27 protein-coding genes are annotated in these 26,287 nt (G+C 58.1%); 12 read left to right on the top strand and 15 right to left on the bottom strand.

Annotation, left to right across the window (positions count from 1 at the left end):
- Window positions 1-39: 39 nt before the first annotated feature.
- Window positions 40-306, bottom strand: a complete 267-nt coding sequence (locus IBX59_RS09550; protein ID WP_296374873.1) for an usg protein — start codon at window positions 304-306, stop codon at window positions 40-42.
- A gap of 196 nt (window positions 307-502) precedes the next feature.
- Here IBX59_RS09550 and gyrA point away from each other — a divergent pair, with 196 nt between their 5' ends.
- From gyrA to gluQRS, 4 genes are all read left to right on the top strand, one after another.
- The gene (gyrA, locus tag IBX59_RS09545; RefSeq protein WP_296374871.1) at window positions 503-3,241 is read left to right on the top strand and encodes a DNA gyrase subunit A; all 2,739 of its coding nucleotides are present in this window, start codon (window positions 503-505) and stop codon (window positions 3,239-3,241) included.
- Between the two features lie 129 nt (window positions 3,242-3,370).
- The gene (locus IBX59_RS09540) at window positions 3,371-4,096 is read left to right on the top strand and encodes a hypothetical protein (RefSeq protein WP_296374869.1); all 726 of its coding nucleotides are present in this window, start codon (window positions 3,371-3,373) and stop codon (window positions 4,094-4,096) included.
- Between the two features lie 89 nt (window positions 4,097-4,185).
- Entirely contained in the window at window positions 4,186-5,541 is a 1,356-nt protein-coding gene (gene trmFO, locus IBX59_RS09535) for a methylenetetrahydrofolate--tRNA-(uracil(54)-C(5))-methyltransferase (FADH(2)-oxidizing) TrmFO (protein ID WP_296374867.1), read from the top strand.
- Entirely contained in the window at window positions 5,538-6,368 is an 831-nt protein-coding gene (gluQRS, locus tag IBX59_RS09530) for a tRNA glutamyl-Q(34) synthetase GluQRS (protein WP_296374865.1), read from the top strand. The genes trmFO and gluQRS overlap by 4 nt, the downstream gene beginning before the upstream one ends.
- A gap of 26 nt (window positions 6,369-6,394) precedes the next feature.
- Here gluQRS and hisI read toward each other — a convergent pair whose 3' ends face one another.
- The gene (gene hisI, locus IBX59_RS09525) at window positions 6,395-6,757 is read right to left on the bottom strand and encodes a phosphoribosyl-AMP cyclohydrolase (RefSeq protein ID WP_296374863.1); all 363 of its coding nucleotides are present in this window, start codon (window positions 6,755-6,757) and stop codon (window positions 6,395-6,397) included.
- Between the two features lie 67 nt (window positions 6,758-6,824).
- Here hisI and IBX59_RS09520 point away from each other — a divergent pair, with 67 nt between their 5' ends.
- Window positions 6,825-7,271 carry an iron-sulfur cluster assembly scaffold protein gene (locus IBX59_RS09520; RefSeq protein ID WP_296374861.1) on the top strand — a complete coding sequence of 149 codons (447 nt, stop codon included), beginning with the start codon at window positions 6,825-6,827 and terminating at the stop codon, window positions 7,269-7,271.
- 176 nt (window positions 7,272-7,447) lie between these two features.
- Here IBX59_RS09520 and IBX59_RS09515 read toward each other — a convergent pair whose 3' ends face one another.
- The 5 genes from IBX59_RS09515 to IBX59_RS09495 all read right to left on the bottom strand — a co-directional run bounded on the left by IBX59_RS09515 (window position 7,448) and on the right by IBX59_RS09495 (window position 13,090).
- A complete protein-coding gene (locus tag IBX59_RS09515) occupies window positions 7,448-7,570 on the bottom strand; it encodes a hypothetical protein (RefSeq protein WP_296374859.1) in 123 nt (40 codons plus the stop codon).
- A 90-nt stretch (window positions 7,571-7,660) separates the two neighbouring features.
- On the bottom strand, window positions 7,661-9,751 hold the full coding sequence (gene recG / locus IBX59_RS09510; RefSeq protein ID WP_296374857.1) for an ATP-dependent DNA helicase RecG: 2,091 nt from the start codon (window positions 9,749-9,751) through the stop codon (window positions 7,661-7,663).
- Window positions 9,748-11,838, bottom strand: a complete 2,091-nt coding sequence (gene ligA, locus IBX59_RS09505; protein WP_296374898.1) for an NAD-dependent DNA ligase LigA — start codon at window positions 11,836-11,838, stop codon at window positions 9,748-9,750. Before ligA ends, recG begins: the two co-directional genes overlap by 4 nt.
- A gap of 169 nt (window positions 11,839-12,007) precedes the next feature.
- Entirely contained in the window at window positions 12,008-12,721 is a 714-nt protein-coding gene (gene ctrA, locus IBX59_RS09500; RefSeq protein ID WP_296374855.1) for a response regulator transcription factor CtrA, read from the bottom strand.
- A gap of 75 nt (window positions 12,722-12,796) precedes the next feature.
- On the bottom strand, window positions 12,797-13,090 hold the full coding sequence (locus IBX59_RS09495; protein WP_296374853.1) for a DUF1153 domain-containing protein: 294 nt from the start codon (window positions 13,088-13,090) through the stop codon (window positions 12,797-12,799).
- 129 nt (window positions 13,091-13,219) lie between these two features.
- Here IBX59_RS09495 and mnmA point away from each other — a divergent pair, with 129 nt between their 5' ends.
- Complete coding sequence (gene mnmA / locus IBX59_RS09490) at window positions 13,220-14,359, top strand: tRNA 2-thiouridine(34) synthase MnmA (RefSeq protein ID WP_296374851.1); 1,140 nt, start codon at window positions 13,220-13,222, stop codon at window positions 14,357-14,359.
- Between the two features lie 76 nt (window positions 14,360-14,435).
- Here mnmA and IBX59_RS09485 read toward each other — a convergent pair whose 3' ends face one another.
- The 3 genes from IBX59_RS09485 to IBX59_RS09475 form a co-directional block, all read right to left on the bottom strand.
- Window positions 14,436-16,544 carry a choice-of-anchor F family protein gene (locus tag IBX59_RS09485; RefSeq protein ID WP_296374849.1) on the bottom strand — a complete coding sequence of 703 codons (2,109 nt, stop codon included), beginning with the start codon at window positions 16,542-16,544 and terminating at the stop codon, window positions 14,436-14,438.
- On the bottom strand, window positions 16,483-16,713 hold the full coding sequence (locus tag IBX59_RS09480; RefSeq protein ID WP_296374848.1) for a hypothetical protein: 231 nt from the start codon (window positions 16,711-16,713) through the stop codon (window positions 16,483-16,485). Before IBX59_RS09480 ends, IBX59_RS09485 begins: the two co-directional genes overlap by 62 nt.
- Window positions 16,714-17,041: 328 nt before the next feature.
- On the bottom strand, window positions 17,042-17,401 hold the full coding sequence (locus IBX59_RS09475; protein WP_296374846.1) for a rhodanese-like domain-containing protein: 360 nt from the start codon (window positions 17,399-17,401) through the stop codon (window positions 17,042-17,044).
- Window positions 17,402-17,537: 136 nt separating this feature from the next.
- Between IBX59_RS09475 and IBX59_RS09470 the strand changes: the two genes are divergently transcribed.
- From IBX59_RS09470 to IBX59_RS09445, 6 genes are all read left to right on the top strand, one after another.
- On the top strand, window positions 17,538-18,401 hold the full coding sequence (locus IBX59_RS09470) for an ATPase (RefSeq protein WP_296374844.1): 864 nt from the start codon (window positions 17,538-17,540) through the stop codon (window positions 18,399-18,401).
- A gap of 39 nt (window positions 18,402-18,440) precedes the next feature.
- Entirely contained in the window at window positions 18,441-19,358 is a 918-nt protein-coding gene (gene metA / locus IBX59_RS09465; protein WP_296374842.1) for a homoserine O-succinyltransferase, read from the top strand.
- A 7-nt stretch (window positions 19,359-19,365) separates the two neighbouring features.
- Window positions 19,366-20,349: an alpha/beta hydrolase gene (locus tag IBX59_RS09460; protein WP_296374840.1), complete on the top strand. Its 984-nt coding sequence runs from the start codon at window positions 19,366-19,368 to the stop codon at window positions 20,347-20,349.
- Window positions 20,350-20,414: 65 nt separating this feature from the next.
- Window positions 20,415-21,284, top strand: coding sequence for a polyphosphate kinase 2 (ppk2, locus tag IBX59_RS09455; protein ID WP_296374835.1), 870 nt, complete (start codon window positions 20,415-20,417; stop codon window positions 21,282-21,284).
- The gene (locus IBX59_RS09450; RefSeq protein ID WP_296374895.1) at window positions 21,277-21,900 is read left to right on the top strand and encodes a TetR/AcrR family transcriptional regulator; all 624 of its coding nucleotides are present in this window, start codon (window positions 21,277-21,279) and stop codon (window positions 21,898-21,900) included. Before ppk2 ends, IBX59_RS09450 begins: the two co-directional genes overlap by 8 nt.
- A gap of 10 nt (window positions 21,901-21,910) precedes the next feature.
- Window positions 21,911-22,426 carry an acyloxyacyl hydrolase gene (locus tag IBX59_RS09445; RefSeq protein WP_296374833.1) on the top strand — a complete coding sequence of 172 codons (516 nt, stop codon included), beginning with the start codon at window positions 21,911-21,913 and terminating at the stop codon, window positions 22,424-22,426.
- Here the strand turns inward: IBX59_RS09445 and IBX59_RS09440 are convergent.
- The 5 genes from IBX59_RS09440 to rplM all read right to left on the bottom strand — a co-directional run bounded on the left by IBX59_RS09440 (window position 22,423) and on the right by rplM (window position 26,284).
- Window positions 22,423-23,508: an ABC transporter ATP-binding protein gene (locus IBX59_RS09440; RefSeq protein WP_296374830.1), complete on the bottom strand. Its 1,086-nt coding sequence runs from the start codon at window positions 23,506-23,508 to the stop codon at window positions 22,423-22,425. The genes IBX59_RS09445 and IBX59_RS09440 overlap by 4 nt on opposite strands.
- On the bottom strand, window positions 23,505-24,305 hold the full coding sequence (locus IBX59_RS09435; protein WP_296374828.1) for an ABC transporter permease: 801 nt from the start codon (window positions 24,303-24,305) through the stop codon (window positions 23,505-23,507). Before IBX59_RS09435 ends, IBX59_RS09440 begins: the two co-directional genes overlap by 4 nt.
- Window positions 24,302-25,174 carry an ABC transporter permease gene (locus tag IBX59_RS09430; RefSeq protein ID WP_296374826.1) on the bottom strand — a complete coding sequence of 291 codons (873 nt, stop codon included), beginning with the start codon at window positions 25,172-25,174 and terminating at the stop codon, window positions 24,302-24,304. The genes IBX59_RS09435 and IBX59_RS09430 overlap by 4 nt, the downstream gene beginning before the upstream one ends.
- Before the next feature lie 157 nt (window positions 25,175-25,331).
- On the bottom strand, window positions 25,332-25,823 hold the full coding sequence (rpsI, locus tag IBX59_RS09425; protein WP_296374824.1) for a 30S ribosomal protein S9: 492 nt from the start codon (window positions 25,821-25,823) through the stop codon (window positions 25,332-25,334).
- A complete protein-coding gene (gene rplM, locus IBX59_RS09420) occupies window positions 25,820-26,284 on the bottom strand; it encodes a 50S ribosomal protein L13 (RefSeq protein WP_296374822.1) in 465 nt (154 codons plus the stop codon). The genes rpsI and rplM overlap by 4 nt, the downstream gene beginning before the upstream one ends.
- Between the last annotated feature and the right edge of the window lie 3 nt (window positions 26,285-26,287).

The following is a 26,287-nucleotide window of genomic DNA, read 5'->3' as shown; positions in this document are numbered from 1 at the left end:
TGCGCCGGGTGTGTCTTGATCTGGCGCAATATCGCCGGGTCAGTGATAGTGAAATTCGCCCGTCACATGCCGCCATTCACCCGGGCTGATCAGTTTGCGATGCACAAAACGGACCGAATGCAGCGGACCATCCAGCGTTTCCTGCCAGAACCCAATGAATTGCAGCAGTTTGTCATGATCCGGGGCAAGGTCGTAATCTTGCCAGACAAAAGTGTTCAGCACATGTGGATGATCGGGCATGTGATAGAACATTTCCGCCGTGGTCAGGCCGTAACCTTTCATCATCAATTCGGTTTCGTTTGGCATTGCGCACCTCATCGTTTCTTGGTCTTACAGAAAAATGATGACTAAGAGATAATTTTTGTCAACAAAAACAAATTGTTATCAATATGATGCGATGGCTGCCAAGGTGGCGCGGGATCAGGCATTGCACCCTATATCGGGTGTCTGATAAGATCGCGATAACGAAATATAGCAGTTTTACAGCAGACAGGCGGCAAACGTGAACGACACACCCGAAAGCCCTGAAAACGAAAAAGAAAACGTGCCCCAGCGCTATGTTTATGACGGCCCCAGTGTCACGATCGAACATGAACTGAAGACCAGTTACCTTGACTACGCGATGAGTGTGATCGTCAGCCGCGCGATCCCTGATCTGCGCGACGGGCTGAAACCCGTGCACCGGCGCATCCTTTACGGGATGCACGAGGCGGGCAATACCCACGACAAACCCTACCGCAAATCGGCGCGGTCGGTGGGTGACGTGATGGGCAAATACCACCCCCACGGGGACAGTGCGATTTATGACGCGCTGGTGCGCATGGCGCAGGATTTTTCCATGTCGCTGCCGCTGCTGGACGGTCAGGGCAATTTCGGGTCCATGGATGGCGACCGCGCTGCTGCGATGCGCTATACCGAGGTGCGGATGGACAAGCCGGCCGCCTATATGCTGGCTGATATCGACAAGGACACAGTCGATTTTCAGGATAACTATGATGGTCGCGACCGCGAACCGACGGTTTTACCGGCGCGTTTTCCCAATATGCTGGTCAATGGCGCGGGCGGCATCGCGGTGGGGATGGCCACCAATATCCCACCGCATAATCTGGGCGAAGTGATCAACGGCACGCTTGCGCTGATCGACAACCCCGACATGTCCAGCGAAGAACTGATCGCGCATATCCCGGCCCCCGATTTCCCCACCGGCGGGATCATCCTTGGCCGGGCTGGTGCGCGCAAGGCCTATCTGGAAGGGCGCGGGTCCGTCATCGTGCGGGCGCGCACCCATGTCGAGGAATTGCGCAAGGATCGGTTTGCCATCATCATCGACGAAATTCCCTATCAGGTGAACAAGGCGTCGATGATCGACCGCATCGCAGAAGCCGCCCGCGAAAAACGGATCGAAGGCATTGCCCATGTGCAGGACGAATCCGACCGCAACGGCGTGCGCGTGGTAGTCGAACTGAAACGCGACGCCACCGCAGAGGTGGTGCTGAACCAGTTGTTCCGCTTTACCCCGATGCAAACGTATTTCGGTTGCAACATGCTAGCGTTGAACGGCGGCAGGCCCGAGCAGTTGACATTGCGCCGGTTCCTGACCGCTTTCGTGGATTTCCGCGAAGATGTGGTCGCGCGGCGCACCGCGTTTTTGCTGCGCAAGGCCCGCGAACGGGCGCATATCCTGTGTGGTCTGGCCGTGGCCGTCACCAATATTGATGAAATCGTGGCCACGATCCGCGGCTCCTCCGATGCAGCCAATGCCCGTGAAAAGCTGATGACCCGGCGCTGGCCTGCGGCAAGCATCCTTGAATATATCGCGCTGATCGACGACCCGACCCATACCGCCAATGATGACGGCACCTATAACCTGTCCGAAACGCAGGCCCGCGCCATTCTGGAACTGCGCCTGCAACGCCTGACCCAGATCGGTGTCAAGGAAGTGACGGACGAATTGCAGGAACTGGCCCGCAACATCCGCGAATATCTTGAAATTCTGGGCTCGCGCGAACGCATCCTGCAAATCATCCGCGATGAACTGACAGAGGTGCGCGACCTGTTCGCCGTTCCCCGCCGGACCGAGATTACCGACTGGGCCGCCGATATGGACGACGAAGACCTGATCGAACGCGAAGACATGGTCGTGACCGTCACTTCGGGCGGCTATATCAAACGCACCGCACTGGCAGATTTTCGCGCGCAGCGGCGCGGTGGCAAGGGCCTGTCATCCATGGCGACCAAGGAAGAGGACGTGGTCACCACCCTGTTCGTGGCCAACACGCATACCCAACTGCTGTTCTTCACGACCGACGGCATGGTCTACAAGCTGAAAACATGGCGCCTGCCGCTGGGCAGCCGCACCGCCAAGGGCAAGGCGATTGTCAACATCCTGCCGATCCCGACCGGGGTCAGTGTTGCTGCCATTATGCCCGTGGACCGCCCCGAGGAAGAATGGGACGACCTGCAAGTCGTTTTTGCAACCTCTGCCGGAACTGTGCGCCGTAACAAACTGTCAGACTTCACAAATGTCATGCGTAACGGCAAGATCGCGATGAAGTTCGACGACGAACACGCCGATACGACGCTGATCAACGCGCGCATCGCATCCAATGATGATGACGTGATGCTGGTCACGGATTCAGGGCGCGCCATCCGTTTTCCGGCCACGGATGTGCGGGTGTTCAACTCGCGGTCATCCGTCGGCGTGCGCGGCATTCGGTTGCAAGGCGATGACAGGGTCGTATCAATGTCGATCATCCGCCATTTCGAGGCCGATCCAGCCGAACGCGCCGCCTATCTGAAAATGCGCCGCGCGATGGCAGGGCTGAGCGATGATGCCGAAAACGAAGACGATGACGGCGTTGCACCCGGTGCCATCAGCCAGGAACGCTATGCCGAAATGTCGGCGGCGGAAAACCTGATCCTGACGATCACCGCCAAAGGGTCGGGCAAATTGTCGTCCAGCCACGACTACCCTCTGCGCGGACGCGGCGGCATGGGTGTCGCGGCGATGGATCGCGCGATGCGCGGCGGCCCGCTTGTCACATCCTTCCCTGTCGATCTGTCGGATCAGATCATGCTGGTCACCTCTACCGGCCAATCCATCCGCGTGCCCGTCGAGGGTATATCATTCCGGTCGCGCGGCGCGGGCGGGGTCAAGGTATTTGACACCGGCAAGGATGAAACCGTGGTCAGCGTGGCCTGGATCGCCGACCAAGGGGAACCTGACGCGCAGGACGAATGACACAACCACCGGGCCGCGGCAATGGATTGATCATCGCCGTGCCCGGATGAAAGTGCTGGATAAAAACCGGTTTACGTGGTGCGCGACAATGATAATGAATTGTTCATCATTAAATAAGGTAAAGAAATCATGAAGATTATTTTGACTACCAGCGCCCTGCTGTTGGCCGCGACTGGCGCGATGGCGCAGGGCTTTAGCGGTGCAACCGTTGGTATAGACTATCACGAATTTTCCAATTTCAGCGACACCAACACCACGAAATTTTTCGGGTCCGCGGAATTTGAAATCGGGAACGGCTTTTCTGTTGCCGCCGATGTTTCGACGCGAAGCTTTGAAGGTGTTTCCGACGATCTCACAAATATCGTCGTTCACGGCATTTATGCGTTGAGCCCTGAAACCAAGCTTGGCGTTTATGTCGGGCGCGAAAGTGACGGCGCCGAGGACATCGATAATTACGGGATCGAAATCGCCTACGCCGCTGGCCTGTTCAACGGCGAGGCTTATCTGGGCGCAAGTGATGCACCAGATGGCACCGACCTTCGATATTTCGGCCTATCTGGCGGGGCACGTATTTCCGGTGGTTTTTCTGTCAATGCCGGCTACGACAGCGTGACGTTTGACGAGACTTTGGCCGATATCACGTTCAGCACACTCGAATTCGGCGGCGAATTTGCCCTTTCCAACGGCGCGGCGCTCTATGCCAAGGCGGGCAACCTGAAGGTTGAAACTGGCGGGCTGTCAGATGACGAAGACTACTTTTCACTTGGCGCGACAGTGTCTTTCGGTCCGCAAGGTGGCACCACCTTTGGGCCACGTGGTCTGTTTGAAATCATCAAAGCTAGTTTCGCAGGCTAAGTACCATTTACCCAATCAATCCGCATCAAATGGCCCCGCCGTATCAGCGGGGCCTTTTCATTTAGGCCAACCCGGCCTACATCCGCACCATGGATAAAACACTCAACATCATCGGCGGCGGCATGGCCGGATCAGAGGCGGCATGGCAGGCGGCCAATGCAGGTCTGCGCGTCATCATCCACGAAATGCGCCCCAAGGTCGGCACCTTTGCCCACCGCACCGGCCACTTGGGCGAAATGGTCTGTTCCAATTCGTTCCGGTCTGACGATCATGAACAAAACGCCGTGGGCTTGCTGCATTGGGAAATGATGCAGGCCAACGGGCTGGTGATGCGGACGGCCTATCAACACCGCCTGCCCGCTGGCGGCGCATTAGCCGTGGACCGCGACCCCTTTGCCGAAAGCATCACCGCCGCCCTGACCGCGCACCCCAACATCACCGTGTCCTACAATGAAATCACCACTCTGCCCGCTGACGGTCACTGGATCATCGCGACAGGCCCGCTGACATCCGGCGCTTTGGCACAGGCGATCGCAACCGAGACCGGCAGCGACGCGCTGGCCTTTTTCGACGCGATTGCGCCCATCGTCTATGCCGACAGTGTCAACATGGATGTGGCATGGATGCAGTCGCGCTATGACAAGGGTGACACGGTGGCAGAACAAACCGCCTATCTGAACTGCCCGATGACCAAAGCCCAATACGAGGCCTTCATCGACGCGCTTTTGGCAGCGGAAAAAACCGAATTTCACGAAGGCGAAACCGCAGGCTATTTCGACGGCTGCCTGCCGATCGAGGTCATGGCCGAACGCGGCCGCGAAACCCTGCGCTTTGGTCCGATGAAACCTGTGGGCCTGACCAACGCCCATGATCCGGCCAACAAACCCTATGCCGTGGTGCAACTGCGCCGCGATAACGCATTGGGGACGCTGTTCAACATCGTGGGTTTCCAGACCAAGATGAAATACGGCAGCCAAAAGGCTGTTTTCAAAATGATTCCCGGTTTGGAAAATGCCGAATTCGCCCGCCTGGGCGGTATCCACCGCAACACGTTCATCAATTCGCCCACCCTGCTGGATAACCAGATGCGCCTGCGCACGCGCCCCCATATCCGCTTTGCCGGGCAAATCACCGGTGTCGAAGGTTACGTTGAATCCGCCGCCATGGGGCTGCTGGCAGGCCGCATGGCCGTGGCCGAACTGACGGGGCAAGACCTGCCATCGGTGCCCAACACCACCGCAATGGGCGCACTTGTCACCCACATCACCGGCGGGGCGGATGCAAAAACCTTTCAGCCCATGAACGTGAACTTTGGCCTGTTCCCGCCGCTTGACGGGGTCAAGGGCGGGCGGCGCGGCCGCAAGGACCGTTACAAGGCCTATACTGACCGGTCCAAGGCCGACTGGCAGGCATGGCTCGCGCCACAGGCACTTGCCGCAGAATGATCACGCGCTTTGCGCCGTCGCCTACCGGGCCACTGCATCTGGGGCACGCCTATTCGGCGCTGTTGGCCTATGACATGGCGCAGGCGGCGGGCGGCACGTTTCTGCTGCGGATCGAAGACATCGACCAAACCCGCGCCCGCCCGGGCTGGGAAATGCAAATCTACGACGATCTGCACTGGCTGGGGATCGACTGGCCCGAACCGGTGATGCGGCAGTCAGACCGCCTGCCCACCTACGCGGCAGCGCTGGACCAGCTTTGGAATGCGGGCCTGCTTTATCCGTGCACATGCAAACGCCGCGATATCGCCGCCGCAGCCAGCGCCCCGCAGGAAGGCGCGCCAATAGGCACGGACGGTATCATCTACCCCGGCACCTGCCGCCACCGCAACCGCAGCGGGCCGCGCCCCACCGGTGCGGTGCTTCGGCTTGATATGACCCGCGCCGCCAGACAGGTCACATATCACGACACATCCACCCAAATCGTCCTGCCTGACACATTCATAAATGCGATCGGCGATGTCGTCCTTGCTCGCCGTGACATGGGCACGTCTTACCACCTTTCGGTCGTGATCGACGATGCCGCACAAGGCATCACCGATGTGGTGCGCGGCGCCGATCTGGCTGCGGCAACGCCAATCCATGCCTTGCTACAGCAGCTTTTGGATCTGCCAACGCCGCGCTATCACCACCATAAGCTGATCCGCGACGACACCGGCAAACGCCTTGCCAAACGCGACGACGCCCGCGCAATCGCCACATACCGCACAGCGGGACATAGCCCCCAAAGCATCCGGCAAATGGTCGGGCTCCCCTCTTCATCTTGGTAAAAAAACTCCCCCGCCGGAGGCGTCCCTCATTCGGCCACAGGCGCCATCAGTTCGGTTTCCGCGCCATCCCGCACAGCTGTGTAAAAACAACTGCGCCGCCCGGTGTGACATGCGGGGCCGATCTGCTTGACCGTGACCAGCACGCAATCGCGGTCACAATCAATGCGAAAATCCACCAAGGCCTGCCGATGCCCACTGGTTTCACCCTTGACCCAGAATACCTGCCGCGAGCGCGACCAATAGGTGACTTGCCCGGTTTCAAGCGTCTTTCTCACAGCTTCAGCGTTCATCCAAGCCATCATCAGCACATCGCCACTGCTGGCATCCTGCGCGATGACAGGGATCAGCCCTGCGTCATTATACACCAGTGTCGATGTGTCAAATGCCATGTCAAAAACCTTTGCAACAGGATCAGCACACCCTATCTAGGGAAGACGCGCAGAAAGGGCAAACGCCATGTCGGCAGAAACAGATATGATCAAGCTTTATTCAAACAGGATACTGGCCTTGGCAGCAGATATGCCGCGCACCGCGCGCCTCGCCAGGCCAACCGCCACCGCAAAAAAACGTGCACCCCTTTGTGGGTCAACGGTGACTGTAGATATCGTCTTGACCGATGGAATAATCACCGACTACGGCCAGGATGTCAAAGCCTGTGCTCTGGGTCAGGCGGCAGCCGCAGTTGTCGGGGCTCATGTCGTCGGGCTCGCACCCGATCAGGTGCGACAGGGTCGTGATCAACTTTTTGCCATGTTAAAAAATGACGGGCCCGCGCCCGACGCACCTTTCGATGATCTGTTGGTGCTGCAACCCGCCAAGGATTACAAAAATCGCCACGCATCAATTCTGCTGGCGTTTGATGCCACGCTGGACGCCTTGCAGAACACCACCGCCAGCGCATAAAAAAACCGCCGCACATCCGGGACGGGATGGCGGCGGCAAGTCAGGCACTGTGACCCGGTCACAGGTTCGTCGGTGGGCAGGCAAACCCTGAAAACAAACCGGGACAGACAGGTCATCATCCATTGCAAAATTGGGACAGGGCAATGGGATGGACCGGGCCACAGATACCGGGCGGGTCAAATCATCGCAGGCAGTGACAATCCGACAAACAACATCACCATCAGGGCCACCACACCCAAAGCATCCGATAAAAGCGTATCACGGGACCGGACGATCGCGGCTTTAATTTCCTTGGCCATGGCGTTCTCCTTTCGTTCTGTTGCTCCTTTGTTCTCATATCGTTCACGTTCTGTAAAGAACTTTTTGCGAACATTTTCGCAGGATTAACTTTACCCCACAGATATCAGGCGAATCGCTTTGTCCTGTTCCATCAACCACAGCAGCACACGGGCGGCCTGCCCCCGATCGCTTTGCAGGGCCGGATCGTCGTGTAACAACTTGCGCGCGTCCGATTGCGCCAAGGCCATCAAACCTGCCTGGCGTTCCAGATCGGCAATGCGAAACCGTGGCAGGCCGGATTGTGCCGTGCCAATCACATCACCGGCCCCGCGCATCATCAGATCTTCTTCTGCGATGCGAAATCCGTCATCGGTCTCGCGCAGGATTTCCAGGCGCCGCCGCCCCGTCTCGCTTAGCGGGGGCTGATACAGCAGCAAGCAGGTTGAAACTGCCGCCCCGCGCCCGACGCGCCCGCGCAATTGGTGCAACTGCGCCAGCCCAAAACTTTCGGCCCGCTCGATCACCATGATGGATGCATTGGGCACGTTCACGCCCACCTCGATCACGGTCGTTGCCACCAGAACCTTGGTGTCGCCCGCGACAAAGCGGGCCATCGCGGCATCCTTGTCGCCGGGCGGCATCTGCCCATGCACCAAGCCGACAACGCCTTCGCCCAGTGCCGCGCGCAACCGTTTGAATCGTTCCTCGGCGGCGGTCATATCGACCACTTCGCTTTCCTCCACCAGCGGGCAAACCCAATAGGCCTGCCGCCCCTCGGCCACCGCATGGCGCAGTTTGGCCACCACCTCATCCATGCGGGCCGTGGACACCAGGGCAGTTTGCACCGGCGTCCGCCCGGGTGGTTTTTCATCCAGCACCGACACATCCATATCGCCATATTGCGCCAGTGCCAGCGACCGCGGGATCGGCGTGGCGGTCATGACCAGCACATCGACGGCCCGCCCCTTGGCACCAAGTTCCATCCGTTGCGCGACACCAAAACGATGTTGTTCATCAATCACAGCAAGGCGCAGGTCATTGAAAACGACATCTTTCTGAAACACCGCATGTGTGCCGACCAGAATAGCAATGTCACCGGCAGCCAATGCCGCCAGCTTTGCCGCACGGGCGCTGCCCTTGTCGCGACCTGTCAAAATATCCAGCACCACACCTGCACTTTCGGCCAGCGGGCGCAGGCCTTCCAGATGCTGGCGGGCCAGAATCTCGGTCGGGGCCATCATCACACCCTGCCCGCCGGCTTCGACGACGCATAGCAGCGCCATCAGGGCCACAAGCGTTTTACCCGACCCAACATCACCTTGCAGCAGACGGTTCATGCGCAGATCACTGGCAAGATCGACCGCAATATCGGCAATTGCCCGTGTCTGTGCATTTGTTGCCGCAAAAGGCAGTTGCGCCAACACTTTGTCTTGCAAAATGCCTGTGCCGCATGAAGACGTGCCCTTTGCCCTGCGTGTCACAGCACGGGCCAGCGCCAGCGTCATCTGATGTGCTAGCAATTCGTCATAGGCCAGCCGTTCCCGCGCAGGATCATGCGGCGACAAATCGGTCATGGCGGCGGGCTTGTGCACCTTTTCCAATGCAGCGTGCCATGTCGGCCATCCTTCGCGTTTTTTCAACGCGGGATCAATCCACTCGGCCAGATCAGGGGCCAGGGCCAATGCCGAACGGGTGGCTTTCCACATGACCTTTTGACTGATCCCCGCATGCAGCGGATAGATCGGTTCGAATGTCGGAATGGTATCGGCCAGCGTCAGCGGCAAAATATGATCGGGGTGCACCATCTGGGCGATACTGTCGAAAATTTCCACCTTGCCCGAAACCAACCGATGCTGGCCGGTCGGCAGCAACCGTTGCAGATAATCACCTTTGGCGTGAAAAAATACCAATTGAAATGTGGTCTGCGCATCGGTCACCTGAACCCGGTAAGGGCGCCCGCGCGTTTGCGGCGGAAGATGTGCTCCCACGGTCACCGCGACGGTCACTGTCGCAGGTGGCACCACATCACGGATACTGGCACGGCGGTGCCGGTCAACGCCGGAATGTGGCAACATCAGCAACAGGTCACGTGGCTTTTCCAAACCTGCTTGATGCAGGGTGCGGGCGGTTTTGGGACCAACCGCATCAAGCCCAGTCAACTCCCCGAATAAGGGAAACAGAACCTCTGGCCGACGGCTCATGTGTCTGCAATCAGGGCAAGCCAGCCGTCTTCATCTATTGTTTCAATTCCCAGTTCAGCAGCTTTTTTTGCCTTGGACCCGGCACCTGGCCCAGCCACCAGCAGGTCAGTCTTGGCGCTGACAGAACCGGACACTTTGGCGCCCAGGGCCTCTGCCCGCGATTTTGCTTCAGCGCGGGTCATTTTTTCCAGGGTGCCGGTGAAAACAACCGTCTTGCCGGCTACGGGACTATCTGCAACGACAGCGGCAACGTCTTCCACATCCAGTTGCGCAACCAGACGGTCAATCGACGCGCGCTCCGCCACTTGCTGCATTGCGGTAATGACCGACGTTGCCATGACAGCACCGACACCATCAATGCTAATCAATTCATCCCATTCCGGGCCGTTACCCACCTGGGCCTGTGTCATCGCTGCCTCGAAGGCGCTCCAAGAGGTGAAGTGGTTCGCCAAAGTGGCCGCCGCAGCCTCGCCCACATGGCGAATCCCAAGTGCAAAAATCAATCGGCGTAAAGGAATTTTGCGTTTTTCATCAATCGCATCAAAGAGGTTTTGCGCGCTTTTTTCGCCCCATCCTTCACGGTTTTTCAACTGCTTGATCCCGCGTCCAAACCGGTCGCGCAGCGTAAATATATCCGCGGGGGTCTTGATCCAGCCATCATCATAGAACTGTTCAATTTGCCTGGCGCCCAGCCCCTCAATGTCGAACGCAGAACGAGACACAAAATGTTTAAGCTTCTCAACAGCTTGCGCCGGGCAAATCATGCCACCTGTGCAGCGGCGCACGGCATCGCCATCTTCCCGGATCGCGTCCGACCCGCAGCGGGGACATTTTGCGGGAAAGGCGAAGGGCAATACATCGGCCGGGCGGCGGGACAGGTCAACATCCTTGATCTTGGGAATGACATCGCCCGCGCGGTAAACCTGAACCCAGTCACCCACCCGAATATCCCGCCCGTCGCGGATGGGCTGGCCGTCGCCACCGCGGCCGGCGATATAATCTTCGTTATGCAGCGTCGCATTGGACACCACAACACCACCCACCGTCACGGGTTTGAGCCGCGCAACAGGCGACAAGGCACCCGTGCGGCCCACTTGGATATCAATGGCTTCTAATTGTGTCCACGCCAGTTCGGCGGGGAATTTATGGGCAATCGCCCAACGCGGCGTGGTGGACCGGAACCCCAGACGGCGTTGCAGGTCAAGTTCGTTCACCTTGTAAACCACGCCGTCAATGTCATACCCCAAAGTGGCGCGCTGTTCTTCGATCTGATGGTAATGGGTGATCATGGCGCTGGGGCCATCGCATGTCACCATCAGGTCGTTCGTTGCAAAGCCCAACGCGGCCAGCTGCGCTATGGCGCCGGCCTGCGTGTCATTCAGCGGTTCCGACAGCGCGCCCCATGCATAGGCAAAAAAGCGCAGTGGGCGTGATTTGGTAATCTTCGCGTCCAACTGACGTAGCGAACCAGCGGCGGCATTGCGCGGATTGGCAAATGTCTTGGCCCCGGCTTCTGCCTGTCGGGCGTTCAACGCAGCGAAATCCACGTGGGACATGTAAACTTCGCCGCGGACTTCCAGAACGGCTGGAGCACCTTGCAACATTTCTGGAATATCTTTGACTGTGCGGGCATTTGCGGTGACATCTTCACCGACTGTCCCGTCACCGCGCGTGGCTGCGCGCACCAGCGCACCGTTTTCATAACGCAACGATAATGACAGGCCGTCAATCTTTGGCTCTGCTGTGTAAATCAACCTGTCATCAGCGCCGCGTCCAAGGAATTTGCGGATCCGCAGATCAAATTCCGCGACCTCCTCGTCAGAAAATGCGTTACCCAGCGACAGCATAGGGACATCATGGCGCACCTTGCCAAATCCCTCAGCCGTCGGTGCGCCTATGCTTTCGCTTGGACTATCGGCACGTTTGAGTGCGGGAAAAGCCGCTTCAACAGCCTGATTGCGCGCCTTCAACCTGTCGTAATCCGCGTCGCTCATTTCTGGCGCATCATCGCGGTGATAGGCAATGTCAGCTGCCGTAATCTGCGCCGTCAGCCACGCGAGTTCGCGTGCAGCGTCAGTGGGTGACAACGTGTCAACGGGCTGCGACAGGGTGTCGGGGTGTTGAATGTCTTGCTTATGGCCCAAATCTGCCCTCCGAACACAGCGGCCGGCCTCAACCGGTGACAGGTTCAATTCTTAGGCGGGCAAACTTGCGGCGTCCAGAGCGATGATCACCCGATCGCGGTCGCTGGTATCATCAGGCGCCGATCGCAAGTTTCTGAACGTCCGACAACGGCTCGGGGTCGCGCAAGACATAGCCACGCCCCCAGACCGTTTCGATGTAATTGTCGCCATTTGTTGCCTCGCTCAGCTTTTTGCGCAATTTGCAGATGAACACATCAATGATCTTGAGTTCGGGTTCGTCCATCCCGCCGTAAAGGTGATTGAGAAACATCTCCTTGGTCAGGGTCGTGCCCTTGCGCAGGCTCAGCAGTTCAAGCATCTGGTATTCCTTGCCGGTCAAATGCACCGTGTTGCCAGCAACATCAACTGTCTTTGCATCCAGATTCACAGCAATCCGGCCCGTTTTGATCACGGATTGCGCGTGCCCCTTGGACCGGCGGATAATGGCATGGATACGCGCCACGAGTTCTTCGCGGTGGAAAGGTTTCGTCAGATAATCATCTGCCCCGAAACCAAAGCCTTTTAGCTTGCTTTCTGTCCCATCGTCCCCTGAAAGGATCAATATCGGCGTATCTATCCGGCTCAGGCGCAGCTGGCGCAGCACCTCGTATCCGTTCATGTCCGGCAGGTTGAGGTCCAGCAAAATCAGATCGTAATCATACAGTTTTGCAAGATCGATCCCCTCCTCACCCAGATCCGTCGCATAGACGTTCAGGTTTGCATGTGTCAGCATCAGTTCGATGCTTTTCGATGTTGTTGGGTCGTCTTCTACCAGTAAAATTCGCATCCGGATTCTCCGCTCGCTCTGTTGCCTCATTAACCTAACCAGTCAAAGGTTAATCACCCGTTACCTTCCTCAAATTCATGGCATTTCTTCTGATGCCTGTCGATACCGGTGCAGCGCCGTGGCGCGCAAGGCGGCTTCGCCATGTTCGGAAACGGCAGTTTCCCATGCGCTGAATTCTTCTTCCGACAACTCATAACGCTCCAATGCCTCTTGCCGGGCCACCAACCCCGCATTCACCGCCCGCACCACAGCGGCCTTGCGCGACGCGACCCAGCGGCGCGTTTGCGGGCTGGGCAGATCGGCGCGCGTCATGATCGACCCGTCAGGCAGCACAACGGAACGTGGTCCTTCAACTTTTTTCAAATACATCTCACACCCCTTTAAGATAGTTCCGGGCATATTCATGCCCCTGACGGCTTAACGAGAGGTATAGTCACCTCTTGAGAATACTTCGGATTTTCCTATATTCCGCATGAAACCTTGATTTCCGGACATGCCATGCCTCTTGATTCGCCGTTGAACTCGCTCGGCTTTGCCAAGCCACCTGCACAAACGCGTGTTGTCGTCGCCATGTCAGGCGGCGTGGACAGTTCCGTCGTGGCCGCGCAATTGGCCGAAGAAGGCTATGATGTGGTCGGCGTCACGCTGCAACTTTACGATCACGGGGCGGCTATGGCGAAAAAAGGCGCCTGTTGCGCGGGTCGTGACATCCATGATGCGCGCCGCGTGGCCGAAGAAATGGGGTTTCCGCATTATGTGCTGGATTATGAAAACACCTTCCGCGAAGCCGTGATCGACGAATTCGCCGACAGCTATCTGGCCGGTGCAACCCCGGTGCCCTGCATCCGTTGCAACGAACGCGTCAAGTTCAAGGACCTGCTGGAGACAGCCAAGGATCTGGATGCGGACTGCATGGCAACCGGCCATTACATCCAGCGCAAGATGGGGTCTGGCGGGGCCGAACTGCATGCTGCCGCGGATACAAACCGTGATCAAAGCTATTTCTTGTTTTCAACCACGCAAGAACAGCTTGATTACCTGCGCTTTCCGCTAGGGCATCTGACATCAAAGGCAGAAACGCGCGCACTTGCCACGAAATACGGGTTAAGCGTGGCCGACAAGCCCGACAGTCAGGACATCTGTTTTGTCCCCAATGGCAACTATGCCGCCGTGATCGAAAAGCTGCGCCCCGATGCTGTCGAACCCGGCGAGATTGTGGATGTGGCCGGTCACGTTCTGGGCACCCATAAGGGTGTTATTCATTATACGGTCGGCCAACGGCGCGGGCTTGGCATTGGCGGGCTGGCTGACCCACTTTATGTGGTGCGGCTGGATGTCGATACGCGGCAGGTGGTCGTTGGCCCCAAAGAGATGTTGGCAACCCGACGCGTGCCGATCCGCGAAATCAACTGGCTGGGGGACGGCGGCTTTGCCGATTTGGCGGAACGCAACATCATGGTGCGGGTCAGGTCCACCCGCCCGCCCACCGATGCGATCCTGCGACCCATTTCCGACACCGAGGCCGAGGTCGAACTGCTAGTCGCCGAACAAGGCGTGTCACCGGGGCAGGCCTGTGTGTTTTACGACCCCGACAGCACGCGTGTGCTGGGCGGCGGCTGGATCTGGCGCGGGGCGTAATACCTTCCCCAAATGAACAAATAAAAAACGCCGCATCGCGTTTCGCAATGCGGCGTTTGCCTTTTTCAGTGCCGGTTCAGAACGCCATGGACACAAAGGCGCGGACGCCGTGGTTTTCATAGTCGTCGCCAAATGACCCGCGGTATTCCCCGCCCAGCATGGCGGCATCGCTTATCCTTGTGCTGAACCCGATGACCACATCGACCCATTTCTGATCGAGGCCATCCACAGGCGTCAGCCCTGAAAATTCACCCACGAAGCCGGTTGTCACCATAGAATCGTCACCGGACACTTTGGTGTATGCCACGCTGCCATAGGCATTGCCGCCACCAAAATCATAGACGCTGCGCAGACCCGCGCTGGCGATTGTGATGTCGTTTTCCTGATCGCCAATTGACAGGTTGCCAAGGGTCAGGCCGGTTTCTTCATAGCCATCCACCGACTGGCTGTAGCTTTCCAGCGATACGGTCGGACCATAACGCAGTGCGCCCTGCCCAAACAGGTAATCCCCCCGCAGCGCAAAGAAGGTCTGCGAACCGTCCGTGGACCCGGTTGCCGTTTCGGCACCGACGTTGCGGGTGCTGTCAAACGACATGTCCTGATAGCCCAGTATCGCCTGCACCGCACCACCTTCGCCAAAGACCGCACGCGCAAAGACCGCACCGGTCACCGCGTCAGTCTCGATTTTGCCCCGGTTCAGTTTGGCCTCTGCGGTGGCTTGCGACGCACCCAGCAACACGCCGACAGAAACCGTGGGCGACACGTTATAAGCAACTCCGGCCGAGAACCCGGTCGTATCGACATCGTAACCAACGCCGTTGGCGGTGCTTTCGAATGTCCCGCTGCTGCCGTTGATCGCGGCCATCCCGCTGATCCCGCCGCCCATGGCCCAGAAGTTATCTGCCCCCTGCGAGGCTATGACAGTGCCATCAGCGCCAACCTCTGCCACTGGCATACCCAATGCGAACACCTGTTCGCGGCCCAGCGTCATGCCCAGCCCGGAAAAGGCCGACAGAAAGCTGAAACCTGTTTCTTCCAGCGCGTTGGCCTGTTCGGCGGGGTCAAGCGCAAGGATCGTATCGATCAAAGTGCCGTAAGCCGCCGCATTGCCGGTATCAAGGTAGGGCACATTGGCCAGCGCATCCAGATAGCCAGCGGTTTGGAACTGGTAATCGCTGCCGGTTTCTTCGGCAATCTGGGCAAAGCGCGGGGTGATGCGCATGGTGAATTGACCCTCTTCGATGGTGCCGATGGTCATGGTGTAGTTCAGGTTGGCGTTGCGCAGATCCTCGATCTTGGCCACGGTAAAGTTGCTGTTGGCCTGCATTGCCGCAACGATATCGGCGGGCACGGCATCGCCACCCGCCGTATAGCCCAGATCGGCAACCTCCACGCCCAGATCCGCCGCGAGGGCAGCAAGCTTTTCATTCAGAAAATCGCTGCCTGTTTCGCCAAGGTTGCCGTAATACCAGGTGTCTTCGCCGAAATGATACCATGTCAGCAGTGCGTCTTCATCGCCGGCGATGTCTGGCGTCGCATCCCAGAAATAACCATCAGGCACGATGCCGTTGTAAAGCAACGCAGTGCCGAAATTGTCCAGGTGGAACGCATTGGTGAGACCTTCGAAATCAAGAACATCAACAGCTTCCGTCAGTCCGAACCGGGCTTCATCCAGGTCGAAAAAACCGACCCCTGCCTCTTCCTGTCCGCCGCTGCCGAACAACCCTTCGACCAGACCGCCATTCAGACCGATATCGGTGGCGCCAAGGTTGAAAAGAACGGCGTTGGCAGCTTCCCGATCGCCCATCGGGTTGCCATCAGCGTCAAGAAGTTCAATGGAAAACCCGGTGATCCGGGCCGCAGCAAAGTTTGAAATCTTGCCAAAGGTGAAGTAATCGACCGACGAAATATCGACGGGTTGATCATCCTCACCAATATAGGGGTTTACCGTGGTGGTTCTGAGCAGCGTATCAAATGCGCCCGGACCATACAGACGGGTCTTGATCCGCTTGCCGGTCCCGGGTTCGGAATCGCAATAGTTGTCGTTGCTGGCCATCAAACAATTGGTCACGCCGCCGCGATTTGCCAGATCCGTAAAATCAGTCAGGATATTTTCATAAGGTTCACCCCAATCGGGTGGGTTGACCCCCGGTAACCGTGTCGAGGTGAAAGTAACCGCCTTCATGCCGGGGGGCGACCACACCTTCGGTCGTATCGACAAAGATGATGCCATCGCCAGAGGTGCTGATCACCACATCATCGGGCAGCAGGTCCGCCCAGACCGGTGTGCCAAGCGCAGCCGCCAGGGCCAGCGGCGCGACAGAGCAGAGTTTGATTGCCAATTGTTTGCGCATAGTGGCAACTCCTTTTTCATACCCCAAAAACCTCCAAAGCGTCACTTTTGCGCAGTATGGTCAAATGACCGGACCTGATCGCGAAGCGTCAACATGGATAACAAATCCTTTACGTTCCCGTTTGCGCCCCGATTTGACGCAGATCAATTGCGTTACGGAACCGTGTGATCGCGCAGTGAAAAAATACGACTGCTTCTTTTAGGCAAAGGCCGTCGCGAAAATCGCAACGGCGTAGGGACAGCCCCGCAACAACGGACCGGCGATGCAGCAACAGGGCCGGTTACACCTGTGCAACCAGCCCCGCCCGCATTGACCCAGCGCTGTCCGGTCAGGACAGTTTGCGATAGGCGTTCAGCCCGCCCGCAATGAATTTGGCGTTCTTATAGCCCATCTGCCGCAGCGTGGCCGCCGACAGCGCGCCGCGGTTATAGGCGTTGCAGTAGCACAGGATCGTTGCATCCAGTTCGGGGATCACGCCTTCGATGTTCATTTCCAGCTTGCCACGGCTGACGTTGATGGACCCCGGAATATGCTGTGCGTCGTGTTCTTCCTTGTCGCGGATATCCAGCGCTATGGCCCCCGCCGCGATCAGCGCGTCCACATATTCGGGCTGGACTTCTTCGACAGCGGCGCGTGCGGCGTCTGCCATCATCTGGAATTTTTCAGTATAGGCCATGTCAATTTCCATTCGTGCATTGCTTGTCGTGTAAGCTAGGCCCATCACCGTGGCCGGTCTGTGATATTGTCACCAAGCCGTTGCCAAAAGCACGACAAACGTCGAAAATTTGCTGGAAGATCAGCGCAGACAGGCTTACCCAAGGGGCATGATTTACACATCCCCATCACAGTGGCGCAATGCCCCGAAAAAACGTGTTTTGCTGTTTGCCATGTCCGGTCTGGGCAAGACCTATCTGTCTACCATGCTGCGCGGCACGGGCGACTGGTTTCACTATTCCATCGATTACCGGATCGGCACCCGCTACATGGGCGAACATATCGCCGATAACGCCAAGCGCGAGGCGATGAAAATCCCGTTTTTGCGGGATTTGCTGCGGTCTGACAGTATCTATATCGGCTCGAACATCTCGTTCAATGATCTCAAGCCGATATCATCCTATCTGGGCAAACCGGGTGATCCGGCCAAGGGCGGCCTGCCATGGGATGAATACACGCGCCGGCAAGACCAGTTTCAGGCGGCCGAAATCGCCGCGCTGCATGATACCGGGCATTTCATCGACCGGTCTGATGATCTGTATCAGTACCCGCATTTCGTCTGCGATACCGGCGGATCAATCTGCGAATGGGTCGATGTGAACGACCCCGATGATCCGATCATGACCGATCTGGCATCAAAGACCCTGATGGTCTGGATCGAAGGCACCGATGCGCATACCGCCGAACTGGTGCGCCGCTTCGACCGCGAGCCAAAACCAATGTCGTATGATCCGGCGTTTTTGCTGCGCACATGGCACGCCTATCTGACCGCGTTCAACGTTGCGCCTGATAAAGTGGACCCCGATGATTTCATCCGCTGGGCCTTTGCCAAGGCGTTGGCGCACCGGCAGCCGCGTTACAAGGCGATGGCCGATCGTTGGGGCATCACCGTGCCGCAAGACCGCGTTGCACAGGTCACGGACGAGGCGGGATTTGTCACCATGATCGCCGAGGCCCTTGAGATGCGGGACTGATCGCCCTACCTCTGCCACCTATTTGTTCAGGACTGCCCCATGCCCATCAAACTGCCCACCGCCCTGCCCGCCTTTGACGTTTTGTCGCGCGAAGGTGTCATGGTTATGGGCGAAGATCAGGCCGCGCGTCAGGATATCCGCCCGCTGCGGATTGCGCTGTTGAACCTGATGCCCAAGAAGATCGCGACCGAAAACCAGTTTGCCCGGTTGATCGGCGCCACGCCTTTGCAGATCGAACTGTCGCTGATCCGCATGACCGAACACCAGACGAAAAACACCGCCGCCGAACATATGGAAGAGTTTTACCGCCCCTTCAGCGATGTCCGCGATGAGAAATTCGACGGGCTGATCATCACCGGGGCGCCGATTGAACATCTGCCATTCCACGATGTCACCTACTGGGAAGAACTGACGCAGGTCTTTGACTGGACCCAAACACATGTGCATTCCACATTCGGGGTCTGCTGGGGCGGGATGGCGATGATCAACTATTTCCACGGCGTGCAAAAACACCTGCTGGATCACAAGGCATTCGGCTGCTTCCGGCACCAGATCTGCGATCCGACCTCGCATTATCTGCGGGGGTTTTCTGACGATTGCGTGATTCCTGTCAGCCGTTGGACAGAAATGCGCCAAGATGAAATTGATGCGGCCCCCGGCCTGAAAACGCTGATCACCAGCAAAGAAGTAGGCCCCGCATTGGTCGAAGACCCGGCACACCGTGCGCTTTATATCTTTAACCACTTTGAATATGACAGCGGCACGTTGAAACAGGAATACGACCGCGACGTCGCCAATGGCACGAAAATGAACGTGCCGGTGAACTATTACCCCGATGACGACCCCGCGAAACACCCCGTCAACAGATGGCGCAGCCATGCGCATCTTCTTTATGGGAACTGGATCAACGAAATATACCAGACCACGCATTTCGAGTTGGGTAAAATTGGCACGTAAGGCGCTGATGTTTACCGTATTTATCATTGGACTTGGCGCTGTCTTGACGGTTGCCGGTGCACAGTATCGCGCAGCACAGGCCGAAGCGGCATATCCGCCTGTCGGGGCGTTTGTGTCGGTGACGGGTGGACAGGTGCATTATGTCCAGCAAGGGCAAGGGCCACATCTGATCCTGTTGCACGGGGCGGGGGGCAATTTGCGTGAATTCACCTTTGATCTGATGGGCCGTCTGTCGCAACGCTATACAGTCACGGCCTTTGACCGGCCCGGTCTAGGTTATACCGACAGGGTGCCGGGCATTGCGAAAGGTGCTGCCGCAACAGCAGGTGACAGCCCGCAAGCACAAGCCGCCATGCTGCGCGAGGCTGCGGCGGCATTGGGCATCACCGACCCGATCATCGCCGGGCACAGCTTTGGCGGGATCGTGGCCTATGCATGGGCGGTGGCGGGGCTGGATGCAGACTCGCCCGTAAATGCCAGGGCCATCGTTTCGCTCGCAGGGGTCACAATGCCATGGCCCGGTGGGTTAGGGTCGTATTATACCATTAACGGAAGCGCATTTGGCGGTCTTGTCACTGTGCCGCTGATTTCGGCGTTGGTGCCAAACGGGGTGATCGACAGCCGGATCGAAGACACATTCACCCCGCAAGCGGCCCCAACCGGTTATGCCCGCCACATTGGCGCGGCATTGACGCTGCGCCCGGCCAGCTTTCGCGCCAATATCCGGCAGGTCAACACATCCTGGCCACACGTCGCGGCCCTGTCACGGCGATATCCCGAGCTGAGCCTGCCGGTCGAAATGGTGCATGGCACGGCGGACACGACCGTGCCAATCCACATTCATGCCGACCCTGGGGTCAAGATATTACCAAACGCGCATCTGGTGCGGCTGGACGGGATCGGCCACATGCCCCATCACACCAACCCCGACGAAACCGTTGCCGCCATTGACCGCGCTGCCGCGCATGCGGGCCTTGTCCCCCGGCGCTGAACAGATGCGCAATTGCACTTGGCCCACGATGACCTCTATACCAAAGAAAAGAATACGAGGATGTCATGGATTTACCATTTGATGGTAGCATCAGCCGGTTTTACACCGAAAAAGCACCTGCACATGTCCGTGATGCGATCGCGTGCAGTGGCAATGCGACCATTTTAGAACCCCAATACCCCTACCCTGAGCGTATGGTCAGTGACAGCTACGACCAGGCGATGGAACGCCTGCAAATTGAACTGGTGCGGATGCAAGCATGGGTCAAGGATACCGGGCAGCGCATCGCCATCGTTTTTGAGGGGCGTGATGCCGCTGGTAAGGGAGGCGCGATCAAACGGTTCAGCGAAAACCTGAACCCGCGCGGCGCGCGCATTGTCGCCCTTGCCAAACCATCAGATGTCGAGGCCGCGCAATGGTATTTCCAACGCTACATCGCGCATCTGCCCGGGCGCGGCGAAATCGCCATCTTTGACCGCAGTTGGTATAACCGTGGCGTTGTGGAACATGTATTTGAATTTTGCACGCCCAAAGCCCGCGAACAGTGGTTCGCGCAGGTGCCGTTGTTTGAAAACTTGCTGGCGCATGAAGGGATCAAACTGTTCAAGATCTGGCTGAATGTTGGTCAGGCCACACAGTTGCGCCGCCTGATGGATCGCGAAGCTGATCCGCTAAAACAATGGAAACTCAGCTGGATCGACGTTGAAGGCCTGAACCGCTGGAATGCCTATACAGACGCCATCGGCGAAACACTGTCGCGCACCCACAGTGACACCGCACCTTGGACAGTGGTGCGCGCCGATGACAAACGCCGCGCGCGGATCAATGTCATCCGCAGCATCCTGTGCCAGTTGGATTATGCGCGCAAAGATACCGCCGCACTTGGCGAAATTGACCCGAAAATCGCCGGCGGGCCCGACCTTTGGTATGGGTAAGCAGGGGTATCATCATGGCAATCTGCGTATGGCGCTGGTGGATAGCTGTTTACATCTGATCGAAAAACAGGGGCCAACCGGATTTACCCTGTCAGAGGCCGCGCGCGGCGCAGGTGTGACCCCGGCTGCCGTCTATCGCCATTTCCAAGGGCGTGATGGTTTGATCGCAGAAGTGGCCCTGCAAGGCTATACCATCTTCAGTGCGCTTCTGGAACGCGCCAATGACGGCAGCCATCTGTCAGTATTGGACGCTTTAACAGCGACGGGCCGTGCCTATCTGGCCTTTGCGCGGGGCTATCCCGGGCATTACATCGCGATGTTTGAATCGGGCATCAGCATCGACCGCACCCCTGAACTGCATGCGGCAGCGACGCGGGCAATGGGCGTGCTGGAACGGGCAGCAGAGCATCTGTGCCGGCAGATCCCCGCGGAAAACTGCCCCTCTTCACAAATGTTTTCGGCCCATATCTGGGCCATGTCGCACGGCATTGTCGCGCTCTTTACACGCGGCAACGCCGAAACAACCTGGCCCTTTGCCCCCGAGGATTTGCTTGATACGGGGATTGGTATTTATTTGCAGGGCCTTGGCCTGAACCCACAACCCCCGACAACCTGAAAGACATATCATGGACGGAACCCTTGCAGTCATCTTTATCATCGCCAGCCTAAGCGATATGGGCTTTAACGAATGCGCGACCGGATGCATCGCGGAAAAACCCGCGACATCGCGGGTGTCATTACAGGCCGGTCAGGTCATTTTTCAGGAAGACCGGATCGGGGAAGAGGCATACATCGGCTATGACATGCCGCGCCGCTATGGCCCTTGGCAGCCGACTTTTGGCGGGTCGATCACATCGGACAATGACCTGTGGGTCGGCGCGGGTGCGAAATGGACGACGCGCGGCATCAGCGAAGGGCCTTTTTTCGTCGAGGCATCATTGATGCCGGGGCTATATGCGGCAGGCGACGGGCCGGACATCGGCGGCAGCCTGCAATTCCGGTCAGCACTTGGCGCGGGCTTTACCTTTGACAACGGCGGCACGCTGTCGGTGATGTATGACCACAGATCAAACGCCGACACCCAAGACCTGAACCCCGGTCTGGAAACCCTGTCGATCCGCTATGCGTTCAGCCTGAACTAACGCAGCACCACCAAGGATCGCGCATCCCAGACCACCTGGGTGCGCGCGCCCACATCCAGAACGGGCCGCCCGATCAGGTTTTTCATGGCAATGTTCAGCGGCTTGTCCACCCCCGCGATGCGCACATCGTAATAGGTCATATCGCCATAATAGACGACCTCGTCCACCACGCCGTCGACCAACATGCGGTCGGTCGTTTCGCCTTCGAACAGCACCGCCAGCGTTTCGGGGCGAATGCCCGCCACCGCGGGGCCTGTGTCCATCCCCTCGGGCGCTTGTTCGAACGATACACTGACCTGCCCCAGCCCCGCGACATCCAGATCAATCGTTTCGGCAACAGCACGCACCTCGGCGGGCAGAAAGTTCATCTTGCCGATGAATTCCGCCACCTTGCGTGACTTGGGCCGGCGATACAGCGTTTCGGGGTCATCAAGCTGCCCGATCCGGCCTTCGAACATCACCGCGATCCGGTCGGACATGACCAGCGCCTCTTCCTGATCGTGGGTGACAAGAATAAAGGTAATGCCGACGTGGCGTTGCAGCTTGATCAGTTCCACCTGCATCTGTTCGCGCATTTTCTTATCCAGTGCCGACAGGGGTTCATCCAGCAACAAAACCTTGGGTTTCAGGATCAGCGCCCGCGCCAGCGCCACCCGCTGCCGCTGCCCGCCTGACAGCGCGTGCGCGGCGCGTTTGCCGTAACCGTCAAGGCCCACCATCGCCAGCGCCTCATCCACAAGCGCAGCCTTGGCATCGCGGGTCAGGTCAGACCGCTTTCGCAGGCCAAAGGCCACGTTTTCACCCACGCTCAGATGCGGAAAAATCGCATAGGATTGAAAAACCATGTTGGTGGGGCGCAGGTTGGCAGGCACATTCGCCATATCCTTGCTGCCGATCGTCACCACGCCATCCGACACGCCTTCGAACCCGGCAATGGTGCGCAACAGCGTTGTCTTGCCACAGCCCGACGGCCCCAGCAGCGAAAAGAATTCGCCCGCGTTGATCGTCAGGTCGATGTCACGCAGCGCATGATAATCGCCATAGTATTTGTTGACGCCTTTCAGCGTGATCAAAGCGGTCAAAGAAAGCCCCCTTTATCCTTGACACCGGCCCGGGCCATGCCACGGCGGCGCAGGATCTCTGCGATGGTCAAAAGAACGATGGACAAGGCCACCAGAATGGTCCCCAGCGCCATGACAACCGGCAGGGACGCGGGAAAACGCAGCATGCTCCAGATATAAACCGGCATGGTCGGACTAGCACCGGACAGGAAAAACGCGATGATGAATTCGTCAAGGCTGATGGTGAAGGCAATCAGCATCGACGACACGATGCCCGGTGCCACCAGCGGCAGCGTGACCAGACGGAACGCCGAAAACCGGCTTTCGCCCAGATCCATCGCGGCCTCTTCCATGCTGGGGTCAAGGTTCTGGAACGCGCCGTTCAGAATGGCGATGCAGAAGGGTGTGCAGATCAGCACGTGCGCGGCGATGATTGTCCAGTTCGACAACCCCCAACCCATGATCTGTACCACAACCACCAGCAATGACACCGCGACGATGATTTCCGGCAACACTAGCGGCAGCATGATAAACCCCATGATCCCTGCCTTCATCGGGAACCGTGCCATGGCCCCTGCCCGCGCTGCGCACATCCCCAAAAGGGTCGACAGGATCGCCGTCATCACCGCGATAAACAGTGAATTCTTGACGGCCGTATGCAGTGCCGTGTTGGTGGCCAGGGCGCTGAACCAGTCCGTCGTGAACCCTGACAGCGGAAAAGCGATGATCGTCGCATCATTGAACGCAAAGATCGGCAGCAGCGCGATCGGCGCATAGAGAAACACCAGATAAGCGACGGCATAGACGCGCAACCTCATGACCGCCCTTTCAGCCAGCGAATATTCAGCAGGACAAAGGCCAGGCTGATCGCGGTCACGGATATCATCGCAACCACCGCCAATGCCGCCCCCAAGGGCGCGTTGTTCAGCGCCAGAAACTGCGTCTGGATCATGTTGGCAATCAGCTTGCCCCCGGCCCCGCCCATCAGTTCGGGCGTCACGTAATCACCGATGGTCGGGATGAAGACGATCAAAACCGCCGCCACCAGCCCCGGCATCGACAAGGGCAGCGTGACGCGCAAGAATGTCATCAGCTTGCTTTCGCCCAGATCCTGCGACGCCTCTAACAGGGACCGGTCGATCTTTTCCAGCGCCACGAAAATCGGCAGAATGGCAAAAGGCGCAAAGGCATGCGCCAGCGTGATGATGACCGCGTTGACGTTATACAGAATAAAGGTCAGCGGTTCGTCGATCAGCCCGATTTTCATCAAGCCGCTGTTGATCACACCATTATAGCCCAAAATCACCTTCCACAGGAAAACCCGGATCAGATAGGATGTCCAGAAGGGGATCGTGATCAGGAACAGCCACAGTGATTTGCGTTCCGGGCGCACGTGGAACGACACGAAATAAGCCACCGGAAAGGCAAGCAGCACCGTCACCAGCGTCACACTGGCCGATACGTAAAGCGACCGCTGCAACAAAGCACCGTAAATCGGCTTTTCCACAATCTCGCGGTAGTTGTTGAGGGTGAATGTGGTGTCCAGATTCATGAAATCCTGGGTCCAGAAACTGAACAGGACAATTGCCCCCAGCGGCACCGCCAACAGCACCAGCGCATAGAAAAACGGCGGGCTGATCAACAACAGCCCGCGCCCACCTTCGGTTGATGTCAGTTTTTGCCACATGGGTCGATCTTCACTGCATCACGGCAAAGATCAATCCGAAAGTTGCCCTTGCCCGCAACAGGCCCCTGATTTGATCAAGGCAGAGACAACCCAGCACAGTTTCAATGCAAAAAGGGCGACCCTAAAGCCGCCCTTTTCAAATGGATCGACAGAAAGCTTAGCGCTTGGAGAACTGGAAGCTCTTGCGGGCTTTGGCCTTGCCGTATTTCTTGCGTTCCACCACGCGGCTGTCGCGGGTCAGGAAACCGGCGGCTTTCAGCGCGGGGCGCAGGCTGGGGTCGTAAAGTTGCAACGCCTTGGACACGCCGTGCTTGACCGCACCGGCCTGACCGGACAGGCCGCCGCCCTTGACGGTGGCAACCACGTCGAACTGGCCTGTGACGCCGGCAACCGAAAACGGCTGTGCCAGGATCATTTGCAGCACCGGACGGGCGAAATAGGTTTTCATTTCCTTGCCGTTGACAGTGACCTTGCCGGAACCGGGACGGATCCAGACGCGGGCGACCGCATCTTTACGCTTGCCGGTGGCATAGGACCGGCCCAGTTCGTCACGGACGGGTTCGCGGGGTGCGGCGACTGCGACGACAGCTTCGGCAACGCCTTCAGCGACTTGACCCAGCTCTTCGAGAGAATTGACTTGATCGGTCATACGGCAGTCCTCGTGTTCTTGGGGTTCATGGATTTGACATCCAGAACTTCGGGCTTTTGCGCTTCCATGCCGTGTTCGGCACCTGCGAAAACGCGCAGGTGTGTCATCTGCTGGCGCGACAGCTTGCCGCCGGGCAACATCCGCTGGACGGCTTTGATGACGACGCGTTCGGGGTGCGCGCCTTCAAGGATTTCTGCCTTGGTCTTGGATTTGATCCCGCCGGGGTGGCCTGTGTGCCAGTAATAGCGTTCGTCACGCTTGTTACCGGTCATCTGGATTTTCTCGGCGTTGATCACGATCACATTGTCGCCCATATCCATGTGCGGCGTGAAGGATGGCTTGTGCTTGCCGCGCAAGCGCATGGCGATGATCGACGCAAGACGGCCCAGAACAACGCCTTCAGCGTCAATCAGGATCCATTTCTTGTCGATATCCGCCGGGGTCGCGGTAAAGGTTTTCATATC

It is taken from the genome of Yoonia sp. (assembly GCF_014859355.1).
In the GTDB taxonomy this organism is placed as follows: Bacteria; Pseudomonadota; Alphaproteobacteria; order Rhodobacterales; family Rhodobacteraceae; genus Yoonia.
The sequence above is the reverse complement of the archived record's forward strand: the minus strand, read 5'-3'. Positions and strand labels throughout refer to the sequence as shown.